Origin of the sequence: Saccharothrix sp. 6-C, from assembly GCF_016695385.1 — a bacterium.
Classification (GTDB): domain Bacteria; phylum Actinomycetota; class Actinomycetes; order Mycobacteriales; family Pseudonocardiaceae; genus Actinosynnema; species Actinosynnema texasense.
Genome location: NZ_CP064192.1, coordinates 989,485 through 1,003,638, shown reverse-complemented (window position 1 = coordinate 1,003,638; position 14,154 = coordinate 989,485). Strand labels below are relative to the sequence as shown.

10 protein-coding genes, 1 tRNA gene, 1 pseudogene and 1 riboswitch are annotated in these 14,154 nt (G+C 66.3%); of the genes and pseudogenes, 5 read left to right on the top strand and 7 right to left on the bottom strand.

Annotated elements, in window-relative coordinates:
* Positions 1–23 precede the first annotated feature (23 nt).
* A pseudogene (locus IOD16_RS41390) lies at positions 24–251 on the top strand (nucleoside monophosphate kinase); the annotation flags it as partial.
* Between the two features lie 85 nt (positions 252–336).
* A complete protein-coding gene (locus tag IOD16_RS40845; protein WP_268957678.1) occupies positions 337–465 on the top strand; it encodes a hypothetical protein in 129 nt (42 codons plus the stop codon).
* 129 nt (positions 466–594) lie between these two features.
* On the opposite strand, the gene IOD16_RS04700 is transcribed toward IOD16_RS40845, so the two are convergent.
* The 6 genes from IOD16_RS04700 to IOD16_RS04675 all read right to left on the bottom strand — a co-directional run bounded on the left by IOD16_RS04700 (position 595) and on the right by IOD16_RS04675 (position 6,841).
* Entirely contained in the window at positions 595–750 is a 156-nt protein-coding gene (locus tag IOD16_RS04700) for a hypothetical protein (protein ID WP_201439013.1), read from the bottom strand.
* Positions 751–1,060: 310 nt separating this feature from the next.
* On the bottom strand, positions 1,061–1,396 hold the full coding sequence (locus tag IOD16_RS04695) for a hypothetical protein (RefSeq protein WP_201439012.1): 336 nt from the start codon (positions 1,394–1,396) through the stop codon (positions 1,061–1,063).
* A gap of 32 nt (positions 1,397–1,428) precedes the next feature.
* Positions 1,429–3,174 (bottom strand): hypothetical protein, encoded by a 1,746-nt coding sequence (locus IOD16_RS04690; RefSeq protein WP_201439011.1) that lies wholly within the window; start codon positions 3,172–3,174, stop codon positions 1,429–1,431.
* A gap of 2,558 nt (positions 3,175–5,732) precedes the next feature.
* Positions 5,733–5,807 (bottom strand) — tRNA-Val (locus tag IOD16_RS04685).
* Between the two features lie 39 nt (positions 5,808–5,846).
* On the bottom strand, positions 5,847–6,305 hold the full coding sequence (locus IOD16_RS04680) for a peroxiredoxin (RefSeq protein WP_201439010.1): 459 nt from the start codon (positions 6,303–6,305) through the stop codon (positions 5,847–5,849).
* A 104-nt stretch (positions 6,306–6,409) separates the two neighbouring features.
* Positions 6,410–6,841 (bottom strand): DUF3052 domain-containing protein, encoded by a 432-nt coding sequence (locus IOD16_RS04675; protein WP_123748036.1) that lies wholly within the window; start codon positions 6,839–6,841, stop codon positions 6,410–6,412.
* A 293-nt stretch (positions 6,842–7,134) separates the two neighbouring features.
* Here IOD16_RS04675 and aceE point away from each other — a divergent pair, with 293 nt between their 5' ends.
* From aceE to IOD16_RS04660, 3 genes are all read left to right on the top strand, one after another.
* On the top strand, positions 7,135–9,885 hold the full coding sequence (aceE, locus tag IOD16_RS04670; RefSeq protein ID WP_201439009.1) for a pyruvate dehydrogenase (acetyl-transferring), homodimeric type: 2,751 nt from the start codon (positions 7,135–7,137) through the stop codon (positions 9,883–9,885).
* A 158-nt stretch (positions 9,886–10,043) separates the two neighbouring features.
* Positions 10,044–12,077: a substrate-binding domain-containing protein gene (locus tag IOD16_RS04665; protein ID WP_201439007.1), complete on the top strand. Its 2,034-nt coding sequence runs from the start codon at positions 10,044–10,046 to the stop codon at positions 12,075–12,077.
* Between the two features lies 1 nt (position 12,078).
* The gene (locus IOD16_RS04660; RefSeq protein ID WP_201439005.1) at positions 12,079–13,308 is read left to right on the top strand and encodes an extracellular solute-binding protein; all 1,230 of its coding nucleotides are present in this window, start codon (positions 12,079–12,081) and stop codon (positions 13,306–13,308) included.
* Here the strand turns inward: IOD16_RS04660 and pnuC are convergent.
* Entirely contained in the window at positions 13,305–13,937 is a 633-nt protein-coding gene (gene pnuC, locus IOD16_RS04655; RefSeq protein WP_123748037.1) for a nicotinamide riboside transporter PnuC, read from the bottom strand. The two genes, IOD16_RS04660 and pnuC, sit on opposite strands and share 4 nt — an antisense overlap.
* Positions 13,938–13,985: 48 nt before the next feature.
* Positions 13,986–14,109, bottom strand: a riboswitch (FMN riboswitch).
* Between the last annotated feature and the right edge of the window lie 45 nt (positions 14,110–14,154).

Here is a 14,154-nt window from a genome sequence, read left to right as displayed (position 1 = left end):
GCTGCCGGTGGTTCGATGGGATCGTGCGATCAGCCGGCCCCGTGCCGCTTGTCGTGTTCGTCGTCGGAGCGCCCGGAGCGGGCAAGAGCACGGTGGTTCGGCGTCTCGCCGAACACCCGCGGTGCGTGGAGTTCCTGAGGGGCGACGTGCTGCGGCGCACCGCAGAGGAGGACACCGAGATCGGGCGTGCCGTCGCAGACCGGCTATCCCGTGATGAGACGATGCCGGTGGCGCTGTACTGCCGGATCGTGCGGCGCGAAGTGGGCTGGGGTGGCGCGCAGGCCCCGTCTTCGACGGGTTTCCCGAACGCTGGAGCAGTGCCTGGTCATCCCCGCCTTGCTCGACGCCGACGGGATGCCGGGCGCGGACGTCATCGGCTTGGGTCTGCACGTGCGGGTCGCGGTGTTGATCGACCGGATCCGCCGCCGCAACGAGCGCGCCGATGACACCGCGCGTGAGGCTTAGAAGCGGTTGACCACGCACGCCTGGCGTTCCGCCGACATCGCGACGGCCTTCGCCGAGCGGTGGCCCTACGTCGAGTTGGACGCGACCGCCCACGTCGACCACGTGGTCCGTGCGGCGTTGGCGGCGCTCTCAGGACACGTCGAACGCGTCGCCGATCGCGGCTGACTCACGCGCCAGCACGGCGAGGTCGGCCGGTTCGTGAGCGAAGGAGAACTCCGGGCTGTCCGGCAAGCCGTGCGCACGTGCTTCCAGCCAAAACAGCTCGCGGTACTTGTCGGGCGCCATGGACTGCGCCCCGAAATCCCAGCCGACCCCGGAGACCTGCCGGTCGCCGTAGAGTCACCGTGCCCGTTCGCGGTAGACGTCCGCGGTGACGGTCTCGAGATGGTTGAACGACAGGTCGAACCCGGTCGTGCCCAGACCGAACACGACAAGCCATACAGGACCGTGCACTCGATCCCCAGCCGGGCGCAGAACTCGGTAATCCATCGCGCTCGCGGGTTACCTGCAACATAAAGATACGTGGCTCACCTTGCGTCACTTAACATGTAGGGGTTGCAGATTGCGAGGCGAACCCTGCAGTCAACTATAACAATCATTTCTCGAAGTCGTACGGTGGAGTAGCAGCGTCGAGAGCTTTGAGCGCTGCAATTCTGGCCATCTTCTGTTCCGGTGTTAATGCCCGCTCTCTTTTGACTGCAGCTTCGACGGCTTCCGCCAGACTGTCTCGCTCTTCATCGGTGTGGATAACGTTGCGCTTAGCGAGCTCCGAGTTGGGCGTCTCGGGCCGCACGACTACTAACCGGCCGTGATTACGCTTAGGGTCCGGTTCGTCGTTTGCGCTAAAATCCTGCTTCCCACTTCTTCTACTACGTTCGATAGCAATATCTCCTCCGTGTAAATAATTAGGGTTCACCGCTTCGGATGACATGTGCATTCCTCCCCGTTTTTACACATGGTCAATTAGCTTACAAGTCTGCGAAGCGAATCTAGATAATGGCGGCGGCGCTCGCTCTTATATTTGCGTAAAATTAGGTAGTTGCCTACCGCCAAAAAGCTTATAGCCAACCAGGGCAAGCTGTAATGCTGCTTTATTCCAAAAACTGTCAGCTCAACATCCAGCGGCATCTTCCGATTGGCACCATAAAGGTAGAGCAGTACGCCCATGAGGCCTAGGAATACCGACAGCCAAAGCCCATAGAAGGCACTCACTGTCGACTTGCCGAGCGTCTCCTGATTCATACCTCGACCGAGTACAGCTGCGAGAAACGCGGGAAATGTGAGGATGAGAGCTGGAACGTCCTGGTTCGTATTGGCACCCTCCTTGTCCAGACTAGGGTCCAAGCCGACCCTGAAAAGGGTAAAATATACTAATATAATGGCCGTGACGAGTGCGATGGTCGTGGCGTTTCCAAGAGATCCAGGTGGTATCTCGCGAAGCTTCACAACAGATTTGATATCTTCGAGATCCCGCCGTACGGGTTTGCGGTCATGGCTTGAATCGTCTGAGTGGTTAGGCGGCGGATCGGGCCGTTGACGGCGAATGTAGAGGTGAGCAATGTTTTCACTGCGATTTCGGGCGATGCGCGCGTACTGTTGCACGCCTTGTCGTAACATCTGCGACTGTTCGACGATGGTGTTGGTGCGAACTTCTTCGAGATGGTGGCTGAAGATGTAGGTGCCGGCGGGTGCCGTGAATTGGAAGTGAAAACTCTCAGCTTGAAGCGGCCACGTCATGGTGATATCCATCACGTGCGCGCTAAGGCCGTGCTTCGCGCGCGTTATTTCGCTTTGTCGGAGGTTGTCCTGAACCGATGGAAGTATGTGATCGTAACCCAATGTCACGCTATCTACTGTCGGCCGCTCGATATCCACGACGATGACGTAGTTCGACACAAGAGAGTCGCAGAGCTCAGCGGCCTTGGCACGCCACTTGGGATCAAAACGATCACCAAATCGTCGCAACTCTTCGATCGATGAATGCCGCGCCTGCTTATTACTACTTCCATCAAGCTTACCAACTCGAAACACCGTTTGCCGCATAATGCGAATGAGCTTGATTTCCTCAAGTTCAGTAAGACTTGGGCCGCCCTCCTTGATCGCTCGTTCCAACATCGAACGCACAACAACGAAGATCAACCCACGGGTTTCCCGTTGCGAGAGTGGGGAGAGCGTCGCACCACTTGCATCCCACGCCGTTGACTTGTGAAACAGACGCCCTTTGCGCGCGGATATCAGCGGAATCAATACTCGCTGCCCTCGACTACCCACTACAGGTGGAGTGGCAACCGACGAGTCGACCCCTTCAGGCACGCGAGCAAAACCACTAAATACGAGCGATGTTCGAGAAAGAATTGAGCGACCGGACAATTCCATCTGTTCGTTTACTCGGGTCAAGTAGGCAGGAAGGTTCGTTAGCGCATCCGTGAGGTACTGGATAGCGTCAGCATCGTGATGGCTCATCACATATGAAGCGCTCAACTGCACCTCCTCAAGCGAAACGAGCTCGGGTATCGGAGGTCCGAGATCTGTGATATCCGAGTCGAGCCGGTGCCGCCACCAGATGTAAGCTATGAAGCAGGCAAAGCTAAGTATACCCAGCGTCCACCGCGCCCACGGCGAAACATTTAGATCATCGACCGATGCAGTGACGGCGGCAAAGATCATAACTACCGTCAGCAACCAGGTCAGTACGCGGCCGTGCTCCACCGTGTGATCCCCACTCCGTTGGACGATGCAGTTGTTACGGGGGGTCAGTCTCTTGTCACCATGCGGCCATCTCAACCGGTTGTTGCACTTAGTTCACATATGCAAATACTTGTTTTCTACCTATATGGCGTAGTGCTCGTACACCTCAAGGAGAATATTTCTCCATCAGCGATCCAGAAGCATGCTGGAATTAGTTTGATTGACCTAGCGACATCAGGTCCAATTGGTCGCTATTGCGCCACACGTGTGGACTTCTGGGCGTCAAGGGCTACTGGAAGCCGGAACTACGAATTTGGATCGCTATTCCGCAATAATGCGCACTGAGTTGCTGCGTTCACATAACGCACAGTCATGATGTGATGGGACTTGGCAGCCCGGCCCACTGGCGAAGCAACCATCCACTTGCCATTTAGGCTTGTTTTCTAGTCTCAAGTCGTCAAAGCATCTACAAGATCGACCACCGCACGTCTTCCCGGGCCTCCAGCGCAGCAATCAGTAGCCTCGCAGCCTGTGGCGCCCCAGCCCGCCGACTTCCGAGCGTTCGTCGTCACCATCCGCAACTCGCATAGGTCACGTATGACGGCGAAGCCATCCCGCTCGCGGGTATCTCGTCCATAGCGGACGCAGAATTCCTGGTACTCTTGCTCGGGGAAACCAAAAGGTCGGCAGTGCACTTCGATGGTTACCAGATCCCACTTCACCGGTCCGATCGCGGGGCTGTCCCAGTCGCACGACACCGCCTGTTTCCTTCTCTTCCCACAGCGTGTTCCGGTGTGAGGGTCGCCGTGGATCAGACGAGGTGGGCCGTCAAAGCCCAGTTTGGGCACCGTGTCGACCAGTTGTAGGACAAATCCGGTGTTCTTCGTCCAGTTCGTGCCCAGCGAGGGGCAGACTTGCTCTCGGTGCGCGAAGGGACGGGACGTTGAGCGACAGGAGAGGCTGACATGGGTGTACGGGATTGATTGGGCGCAACGGCCGTCACGGTCGTAGTCACGTCCGGATTGGCCGTCATGGCCCCGCCGGCCTCGGCGGCATCGACCTGGGCGCCTACTGTCAGAGAACAGTCAATCCGGGGCCAGCATCGCCTACTTGGTTGAAACCACGCGAGGGGGATGGCGCTACGTGGACTCGATGTGGTGGGCCCGCCCTTCAGCTGGGCGACTTACCGAGTGCGAGACATGGATCTCAACCACGCCTGCAGTTTGCAGTACGACGGAAGGGCGTATGCAGTACTGGAGCAGAAACCACGCGCAAGGCTGCGCGTGCTATCGATAGAACGCGCTTACACATCGATTGACTGAGGCTGACCGACTCGACCGCCTTCTGAAAGCTCGAGCGCGACGCCGCCCGGACCGTGGAGAGAACATGCGCCGCTGGCGAGTGCTTGCGCCGGCCCTTGATCACATAGAGCCGGATTCGGCAGTGCCGGGCACTGGCTGGGCGATGTGGCGGGCGAGTCCGGTCATGGCCTGGACAACATCCGCCCACGTTTTCGTGCAGCGGTGGCCAGGTGCCCTTCTGACTCCAACGTATTTTTCTGGCGACCCCGGTCGCCACAGCTAGTACAGCATCCCGCAACATTGTCTAGGCGATCGGGTCTGCGGATGATGGAGTCGACGGCGAAGCGCTGTTTGGGTCTGGCGTGATTTTGGCCTAGCAGATGTAGCGGGCGATAGCCTGTTCCTGGGCGGAGTGGGTGCGGTAGTCGTTGCCCTCGAAGGTTGAAGTAACGCAACGCGGTGAACTTGCACTCGATCCAGCTCAGCCTGGACGCATTGGTCGGGGTGAACACCAGCTTGACCCTATGGTCGGTGCACCAGGTGCGGACCTCGGCCTTCCGATGGGCGAATAGTAGTAGTAGTAGTAGTAGTAGTAGGGAAGCATCGCTTGCTGGTCGTGCACCTGAGCTTGCAGTTGCGGTTCGCCGTGTCGTCGGCGGCCAGTCTGCCCGTGCCGTACTAGTACCGCGCCCGGCTGATCTCCCCGAGCTTCATCAAAGCGTCGGCGCTAAGGAGCACGAGGACTGCAGTCGCCTCGGGCCGGGCCTGGACACCTGCCGGTTGCCGCTTGGCCGCCAACGTCTGCACCTCGATGAGGTTGGGCACAACACTCTGAAGCACTGCCACCGGCGCCGTAGGGTGTAGCTCGTAACGTGCTCGGTGCCCCGTTCCTCGGTGGAGGACAAGGTGTGGCGGAGGCCAGCCTGGTGGAGAGCGTTTGGTCAACCAACAGCCGCGTCTGGTCGAGCACCGACATGAGTGGGGGTTCGTTCAGAACATTCACGTCGGGACCGGCAGCTTGGTAAGCACGTCGTGAGGACCGGAGCGCGGTCGAGCAGGCTGCACGTCTGGACCTCGGGCGAGAGGCGGCCGTAGGAAGGTGCCGAGGCTCTCGATGAGACGATCACGGCCGACGAGAAGGCTCTTGGCTCGTCCGGCGAGATACTCCCTCCAGCGTTGTCGGGGCGTCGTCCGGGGACGACGCCCCGACAACAGAGAGTAATACAGTAACAACGCACCGTGATTTTCTTTCGGTGCGTGGTGTGAATGAGGCCTACGTGGTGGGCGCGGCAGGATTCGAACCTGCGACCGCTCGGGTGTAAACCGAGTGCTCTTCCGCTGAGCTACGCGCCCCCGAAGCGCCGACCGGCCCGCGGCCGGCGCCGGAAGATATCAGGACAGGGCGGCCACGGCCTTCTTCCACGCCTCCTGGTCGCGTGGTTCGCCGGGGCCGTTCACCTCGGCGTAGCGGACCACGCCGGCGAGGTCGATGAGGAACGTGCCCCGGTTCGCGAGACCCGCCTGCTCGTTGAACACGCCGTAGGCCTGCGCCACCTGCCCGTGCGGCCAGAAGTCCGACAGCAGCGGGAACTGGTAGCCCTCCTGGGCGGCCCACGCCTTCAGGCTGAACGGTGTGTCCACGGACACGCCGATGACCTGCACGTTCTCGTCCTCGTAGGCGGCCAGTTCGTCGCGCACCTGGCACAGCTCGCCGGTGCAGATGCCGCTGAACGCGAACGGGTAGAACACCAGCAGCACGTTGCGCTCCCCGCGGAACGAGGACAGCGTCACGGGCTGCTTGTTGTAGTCGTCGAGCGTGAAGTCAGGGGCCTGCGCGCCTACCTCGACCATGCGACCCTCCACAGGAAACCGTGCAACCCGAAGAACGGGCTCCACCCGATCGGGGAGCCCGCCGTCGAGCCTAGGGCATGGCGGTCGGCGTGCCTTCTCCGCGGTTAGCGCTTCGTCTTGGCCGACTTCGGCGAGACGAGCCTGGTCGCGGACCAGTCACCGCTCACCGTGATGTTGGAGGTCTGGGCGAGTCCCGCGGTGGACACGGCCTCGGCGATGTCACTCGGCTCGACGTGACCGGCCCGACCTGTCTTGGGCGTCAACACCCAGATCACGCCGTCGTCGGCCAGGGCCGTGGTGGCGTTGATCAAGGCGTCGGCGAGGTCGCCGTCCTCCTCGCGCCACCAGAGCAGGACCACGTCCATGACCTCGTCGGAGTCCTCATCGAGCAGATCACCGCCCACCCGCTCCTCGATCGCGGCACGGAGGTCGTCGTCGACGTCCTCGTCCCAGCCGATCTCCTGGACCACGCTGCCCGGTTCGATCCCGAGCCTGTCGGCGACACCGATCTTGCCGGCGTCTTCCGCGGCGACCACGGCTTCCACTCCTCCAAGTACACAAGAGCGGCAGCCGGGTACGACTGCCGCGATGTCACTACCAGTCGCGGCTAGCGAACACTGTCAGCCCCGCCACGCGCAACCGTAAGGGCCAAGACACGCCGCATCGGGTACCCCCGAGTGAGGCGCTCAGACCTCATGAGGCACGCTCTACACACCTCCTATTCGCGCGCGCGAGAGAAACGATCCAGAGTTACTCACCGGTAGAGGTGACGGGACCGTGACTGTCGGGCGACGATGGAGCTGAGAAGACCCCGGAACGAGGAGATCCCTTGGCCCCGCAGAACCCCCCCGAGCGGGTACGCGTCATCCGTGACGGTCTGGCCGCCCACCTCCCCGACATCGACCCGGAGGAGACCGCGGAGTGGCTGGAGTCGTTCGACGCCGCGCTCAAGGGCGGCGGGCAGCAGCGCGCCCGCTACCTGATGCTGCGGCTGCTCGAGCGGGCCAGGGAGAGCCACGTCGGCGTCCCTTCGCTGACCAGCACTGATTACGTCAACACCATCCCCACCGAGCGCGAGCCGTGGTTCCCCGGCGACGAGGAGGTGGAGCGCCGCTACCGGGCCTGGATCCGGTGGAACGCGGCGATGACCGTGCACCGCGCGCAGCGACCCGGCGTCGGTGTCGGCGGTCACATCTCGACCTACGCGTCGTCGGCGAGCCTCTACGAGGTCGGCTTCAACCACTTCTTCCGGGGCAAGGACCACCCCGGCGGCGGTGACCACGTCTTCATGCAGGGCCACGCCTCTCCCGGCGTGTACGCCCGCGCGTTCCTCGAGGGCAGGTTGTCCGCCGAGCAGCTCGACGGCTTCCGCCAGGAGTTCTCGCACGCGGGACCGGGCGGCGGCCTGCCGTCGTACCCGCACCCGCGGCTGATGCCGGACTTCTGGGAGTTCCCGACCGTGTCCATGGGCCTCGGCCCGATGAACGCGATCTACCAGGCGCGGTTCAACCGCTACCTGCGCGACCGCGGTATCAAGGACACGTCGGACCAGCACGTCTGGGCGTTCCTCGGCGACGGCGAGATGGACGAGCCGGAGTCGCGCGGCCTGCTCCAGGTCGCGGCGAACGAGCAGCTGGACAACCTGACCTTCGTGGTGAACTGCAACCTGCAGCGCCTCGACGGCCCGGTCCGCGGCAACGGCAAGATCATCCAGGAGCTGGAGGCGTTCTTCCGCGGCGCGGGCTGGAACGTCATCAAGGTCATCTGGGGCCGCGAGTGGGACGCCCTGCTGCACGCCGACCGCGACGGCGCGCTGGTGAACCTGATGAACACCACGCCGGACGGCGACTACCAGACGTACAAGGCCAACGACGGCGCCTACGTCCGCGAGCACTTCTTCGGCCGTGACCCGCGGACGAAGGACCTGGTCACGCCCATGTCCGACGACGAGGTGTGGAACCTCAAGCGCGGCGGGCACGACTACCGCAAGGTGTACGCGGCGTACAAGGCGGCGGTGGAGCACCACGGCCAGCCGACGGTCATCCTCGCCAAGACCATCAAGGGCTACGGCCTGGGCCCGCACTTCGCGGCGCGCAACGCCACGCACCAGATGAAGAAGATGACCCACGAGGACCTGAAGCTCTTCCGGGACAGCCTGCGCATCCCGATCGAGGACAAGGACCTGGACCCGTACCTGCCGCCGTACTACCACCCCGGCAAGGACTCCCCGGAGATCCAGTACCTGCTGGAGCGGCGCAAGCAGCTCGGCGGGTTCGTGCCGGAGCGGCGGACCAAGTCCAAGGCGCTGGTGCTGCCCGGCGACAAGGTCTACGACGTGATCAAGCGGGGCTCGGGCAAGCAGGAGGTCGCCACCACGATGGCGTTCGTCCGGCTGGTCCGCGACCTGGCCAAGGACCCGGAGATCGGCGGCCGGATCGTGCCGATCATCCCGGACGAGGCGCGCACGTTCGGCATGGACTCGATGTTCCCGGCGCAGAAGATCTACAACCCGAACGGGCAGATGTACACCTCCGTGGACGCCCAGCTGATGCTGGCGTACAAGGAGAGCGAGCAGGGCCAGATCCTGCACGAGGGCATCAACGAGGCCGGTTCGACCTCGTCGTTCACCGCGGCGGGCACGTCGTACGCCACGCACGGCGAGCCGATGATCCCGATCTACATCTTCTACTCGATGTTCGGGTTCCAGCGCACCGGCGACGGCCTGTGGGCGGCGGCGGACCAGATGGCGCGCGGTTTCGTGCTGGGCGCGACGGCCGGCCGCACCACGCTGACCGGTGAGGGCCTGCAGCACGCCGACGGGCACTCGTTGCTGCTGGCGCACACCAACCCGGCCGTGGTGGCGTACGACCCGGCGTGGTCGTTCGAGGTGGCGCACATCGTCAAGGACGGTCTGCGGCGGATGTACGGCGAGAACGCCGAGAACGTCTTCTACTACATGACCGTCTACAACGAGCCGTACCAGCAGCCGGCCGAGCCCGAGGGCCTGGACGTGGACGGCCTGCTCAAGGGCCTGTACCGCTACCAGGCGGCGGCGGCGCAGAGCGGTCCGCGGGCGCAGCTGCTGGCCTCCGGCGTGGCCATGCCGTGGGCGGTCAAGGCGCAGCGGATGCTGGCCGAGGAGTGGGGCGTGCAGGCCGACGTGTGGTCGGCGACGTCGTACTCGGAGCTGCGGCGCGAGGCGGTCGAGGTGGACCGGCACAACCTGCTGCACCCCGACCAGGAGCCGCGTGTGCCGTACGTCACGCAGGCGTTGGCGGACGCGGCCGGCCCGGTGGTCGCGGTGTCCGACTGGATGCGCGCGGTGCCGGACCTGATCCGGCCGTACGTGCCGACGGACATGACGACCCTGGGCACCGACGGGTTCGGCTTCTCCGACACCCGGCCCGCGGCGCGGCGGCACTTCCTGGTCGACGCCGAGTCGGTCGTGGTGGCCACGCTGGCGGCGCTGGCCAAGCGCGGCGAGATCCAGCAGTCGCTGGTCGTGCAGGCGGCCCGGAAGTACAAGATCGACGACGTGAGCGCGGCGGGCCCGTCCACCTCGGACGCCGGCCTGGCGTGATCGGCTGACCGGCTCGGGGGCGGACGCGAACCTGCGTCCGCCCCCGAGCCGTTTCCGCAGTAATGCGGCCGACCAGCGCAAATCTTCGTTCTGCCGCTGCGGATTGTGATCCGCACCATAGACTTGCCCCACAACCCGGCGTTCCAACAAGGGGTCGGATGGGGACGCAACCACTGCACGCGGTGCACCGCACGGTCGTGGTCGTGGACGTGGTCGCCTTCAGCCGGCGCTCGCCCGCCCCGCAGGCGGAGATCCGACGCGGCCTCTACGCGGCGCTGGAGGCGGCGTTCGAGGGCAGCGGGCTGGACTGGTCGGCGATCGACCACGAGGACCGCGGCGACGGTGTGCTCGTGCTCGTGCCGCCCGACGTGCCCAAGAGCCGGGTGGTCGGCGGGCTGCCGCACGCGCTGCTCGGCGAGCTGCGCCGCTACAACGCGACCCGCACCGAGGACGCCCGGATCAGGCTTCGGATGGCGATCACGGCGGGCGAGGTGCGGCACGACGAGCACGGCGTGCTCGGCGGCGAGGTGACGCTGGCGTTCCGGCTGCTCGACTCCCGACCGCTGCGGGAGGCGGTGGAACGCTCGGCGGCGCTGTTCGCGCTGATCGTCTCCGACCGGTTCTACGACGACGTGGTCGGGCCGAACCCGGCGATGGACCCGGAGTCGTTCCGCCGGGTCGGCGTCGAGGTCAAGGAGGTCCGCGGCCACGCCTGGCTGCACGTGCCGCACAGCGGTCCGGTCGAGGAAGCCCCCGTGGCGGAGCCGGTCGCCGCGGAGCCGGTGGTGCCCACGCCCGGACCGCCGCCCGCCCGGCGTCGCCGGCTGCCGGCCTCGCTGGTGCCGGTGCTGCTGTTCGTCGCCGTGACGAACGCGGCCGGCGCCTCACCGCCCGCCGTGCCGCCCTGCCCGCCACCGGTCCAGCTCAACGTGCTGACGTCGACCGAGCTGGAGGGGGTCGTCCGCTCGATCGCGCTGGAGTTCGAGGAGGAGGCGCGGCGGCGCAACGACCTGGGCTGCCGGGAGGTGGACGCGCTCGTGTTCAGCGGCCCTTCCGACGAGGAGGCCGCGGCGGCGCTGGGCCGGGGTTGGTCGACGGCCGACCTCACCGCGGTGGGCCCCGAACCGCACGTGTGGCTGCCCGACAGCACCGCGGAGGTCCGGCCCACCCAGGCGACGCTGCGGACGCGCACGGACACCGTGCTGAGCCCACGCGGGAGCGTGGCGGTGTCGCCGGTGGTCGTGGGCGCGGCGGAGGAGCTGGCCGTGGCGCTGGACGGCGGGTTCCGGTGGGAGCACGCGGTGCGGACGGTCGCCGTGGACACCTCGTCGGGTGTCGGCGTGGTCGCCGCCGCCGCGCTGGCGCACGCCAAGCTGGGCGGGCTGTACCTGCGGACGCGGGAGGTGCCGCGGCAGCTCCACGAGATCACCCGCGCCGCGACCGCCGGGCCCGCGTGCGTCGGCGACGTGCTGCTGGTCGGGTCGGAGAAGGCGGTGGCCGGCACGACGGGGTGCCGGGTGGTCTACCCGCGGGACCGCGTGCCGGTGCTGGACCACCCGTTCGTGGAGGTCGAGCGACCGACCCGGCCGCCCAACGAGCGGCGGCGGCACATCGTGGACCGGTTCCACGAGCACCTGCTCGCGCCGCCCGCCCAGGACGCGTTCCGGCGGGCGGGGTTCCGGGACGTGGACTGGAACGTCGGCTCCGACCCGGGGCCGGGGGTGCGGGCCGACCGGCCGCAGTCGCTGCCGATCGAGCCGGACGCGAAGGCGATCCGCGCCGCGTGGAAGGCCGCGAGCCGGCCGCGGGTGATCGGCGTGGCCGGTGACGGCTCCCCCGACGCGACCCGGTTCCTCGACCAGGTGCGGCTGCTGGGCGGTCCGGCGGACGTGGTGATCGCCCTGCCGCTGTCGGAGCACCTGGCCGAGGAAGCCGTCAAGCGGAAGGTGGACGTCGTGGTGCTGGCGACGCGGTCCCCGGCCCCGGAGGTCGGGACGACCCTCGGTGGCGCGGTCGAGGTGGTGGCCGTCGGGTTCGAGGAGGGGGCGTGCACGCCCTCAACGGCCCTCTACGCCGCCGCTGACGATCACGGCGGGTCCTGCCACGAGATCGTCGACAAGAACGGCTCTGGGCCGTCTGAGCGCCAGGAAGGCGCCTTGGGCGACATAGCGCGCGCCGCGTGGGGAGACTGACATGATCCGCGTCCTTGTGCCACTTCTCGTGCTGTTGACGGCGTGCACGCCCCTGGTGGAGGACGACGCGGCGGACGGCACCGGACCGATCACGTTCGTGGACGGCCCCGACACCACGGCGAACGGGCAGGTGCGCGAGCTGGTGGAGCGCTGGAACGCGCAGGCCGACCGGCGCGAGAAGGTGGTGTTCGTGGAGATGCCGGACACCACCGACGGCCACCGCGCGCAGTTGACCGCCCGCGCCCAGGACCTGGAGGACGTGCGCGGCGGTCCCGACTGCTACGACGTGATGGCCGTGGACGTGGTGTGGACGGCCCCGTTCGCCGCGGCGGGCCACCTGGTGGAGCTGGACCCCGACGAGTTCGGGGCGGACCGGATGCTGCCGCAGGCGGTGGAGACGGCGAAGACCCCGGACGGGGAGCACCTGTGGGCGGTGCCGTGGCGCAGCGACGCCGGGCTGCTCTTCTACCGCGAGGACGTGCTCGACGACGCGCAGGTGGAGCCACCGACCACGTGGGCCGAGCTGAGGTGGCAGGCGAGCACCATCGCCGAGCGCTACGACCTTAAGGGCTACGTGGCCCAGCTCGGGCGCTACGAGGGCCTGACCGTCAACGCCGCCGAGGCCATCTGGGCGCACGAGGGCGACCTGCGACACCCGGACTCGCCCCAGGCGAAGGAGGGCGTGCGCGCCCTGGTTGACGGCGTCGCGCAGGGCTGGATCCCGCGTGAGGCCCTCGAGTACAACGAGAACACGTCCCTCACGGAGTTCATGGACGGCCGGGCGCTGTTCATGCGCAACTGGCCGTTCGCGGGCCCGCGGCTCGCCGACCCGGAGAGGTCGAAGGTGGCGGGCAACTGGGCCGCGGTCCCGCTGCCGGGCCCCAGCGCGCTGGGCGGCTGGAACCTGGCGGTGTCCCGGTGCTCGGCCCACCAGGCCACCGCCCGACGGTTCATCCAGTTCGCCACCGGCGTGGAGAACCAGCGGCGGCTGGCCGAGCGCGCCGGGTTCGCGCCCACCATCGAGTTCCTCTACGACGAACCGGGCCTGGTGCCGCCCGAGCTGCACGAGAGCGTGCTCGGCGCCCGGGCCCGGCGGCCGTCCCCGCACTACGACGCGCTGACCAGCGCGATGCAGGAGAGCCTGCACCACGTGCTGGAGGAACCGGACTCGGTCGACGAGTCCATGGACCAGCTCGCGGAGGACCTGACCCGGGCCGAGCAGGGCCGCTAGGGCTTGGCGGCCTCGACGCGGGCGGTGGTCTGCTTCGCGGCGCGGTTCCAGTCGATCCAGCCGCGGATCACCAGGACGGCGAAGACCGTGTAGACCGCGGCGCTGAAGTACAGCCCGGACTGGATCTGCAGCGGCACGCCGATCGCGTCCACCACCAGCCACACCAGCCAGAACTCGACCAGGCCGAAGCCCTGGAGGGTGAACGCGAGCACGGTGCCGACGAAGATCGCGGCGTCCGGCCACGGCGCCCACGAGGCGTCCAGCGCGTCCAGCAGCAGCGCGAACCCGACCGTGCCGAGCACGAACGCGACCGCCACGGCCAGGCGTTCCTTCACCGTGCCCTTGCGGACCACCACGCCGAACACCGGGTCACGCCGGCGCGTCCACGCCCACCAGCCGTAGAGGGTGATCAGCGCGATCACCACCTGGCGCGCGGCCGTGCCGCCGAGGTGCGCGGACACGTACACCACGAACAGCAGCGAGACCGAGACCAGCTGCACGGGCCACGTCCAGAGCGAGCGCTTCTGCGCGAGGTACACCACCACCAGCGCGAAGACCTGCCCGATGAACTCGGCCCAGGACACCTTCTGCCCCAACACCGTGAAGCCCTGCTCCATCAAGACGTGCACCGCGTCCTCCATCCCGACAGGCGTTCCCGGGGCATGGCAGAACCACGGCACGCGCGCCTCCCATCCGGACTTTCACCGTCGGCCCCGGAATTCCACCGGATCAACCGCCCTGGTGGGCGGGTCGCGGGCTGTCACCGCCGGTTCGGATTTCCACCGAGCCCCGGAGCGCATGTCTCTCATTGCGTCGGAACATCATCGCGCGCGGAACTGTTCCTGG

Coding starts and splice junctions, on each gene's coding strand:
- IOD16_RS04700 (WP_201439013.1), bottom strand. CDS start 750: ATGGCGCCCGACAAGTACCGCGAGCTGTTTTGGCTGGAAGCACGTGCG.
- IOD16_RS04695 (WP_201439012.1), bottom strand. CDS start 1,396: ATGTCATCCGAAGCGGTGAACCCTAATTATTTACACGGAGGAGATATT.
- IOD16_RS04680 (WP_201439010.1), bottom strand. CDS start 6,305: ATGGTCGAGGTAGGCGCGCAGGCCCCTGACTTCACGCTCGACGACTAC.
- IOD16_RS04665 (WP_201439007.1), top strand. CDS start 10,044: ATGGGGACGCAACCACTGCACGCGGTGCACCGCACGGTCGTGGTCGTG.
- IOD16_RS04660 (WP_201439005.1), top strand. CDS start 12,079: ATGATCCGCGTCCTTGTGCCACTTCTCGTGCTGTTGACGGCGTGCACG.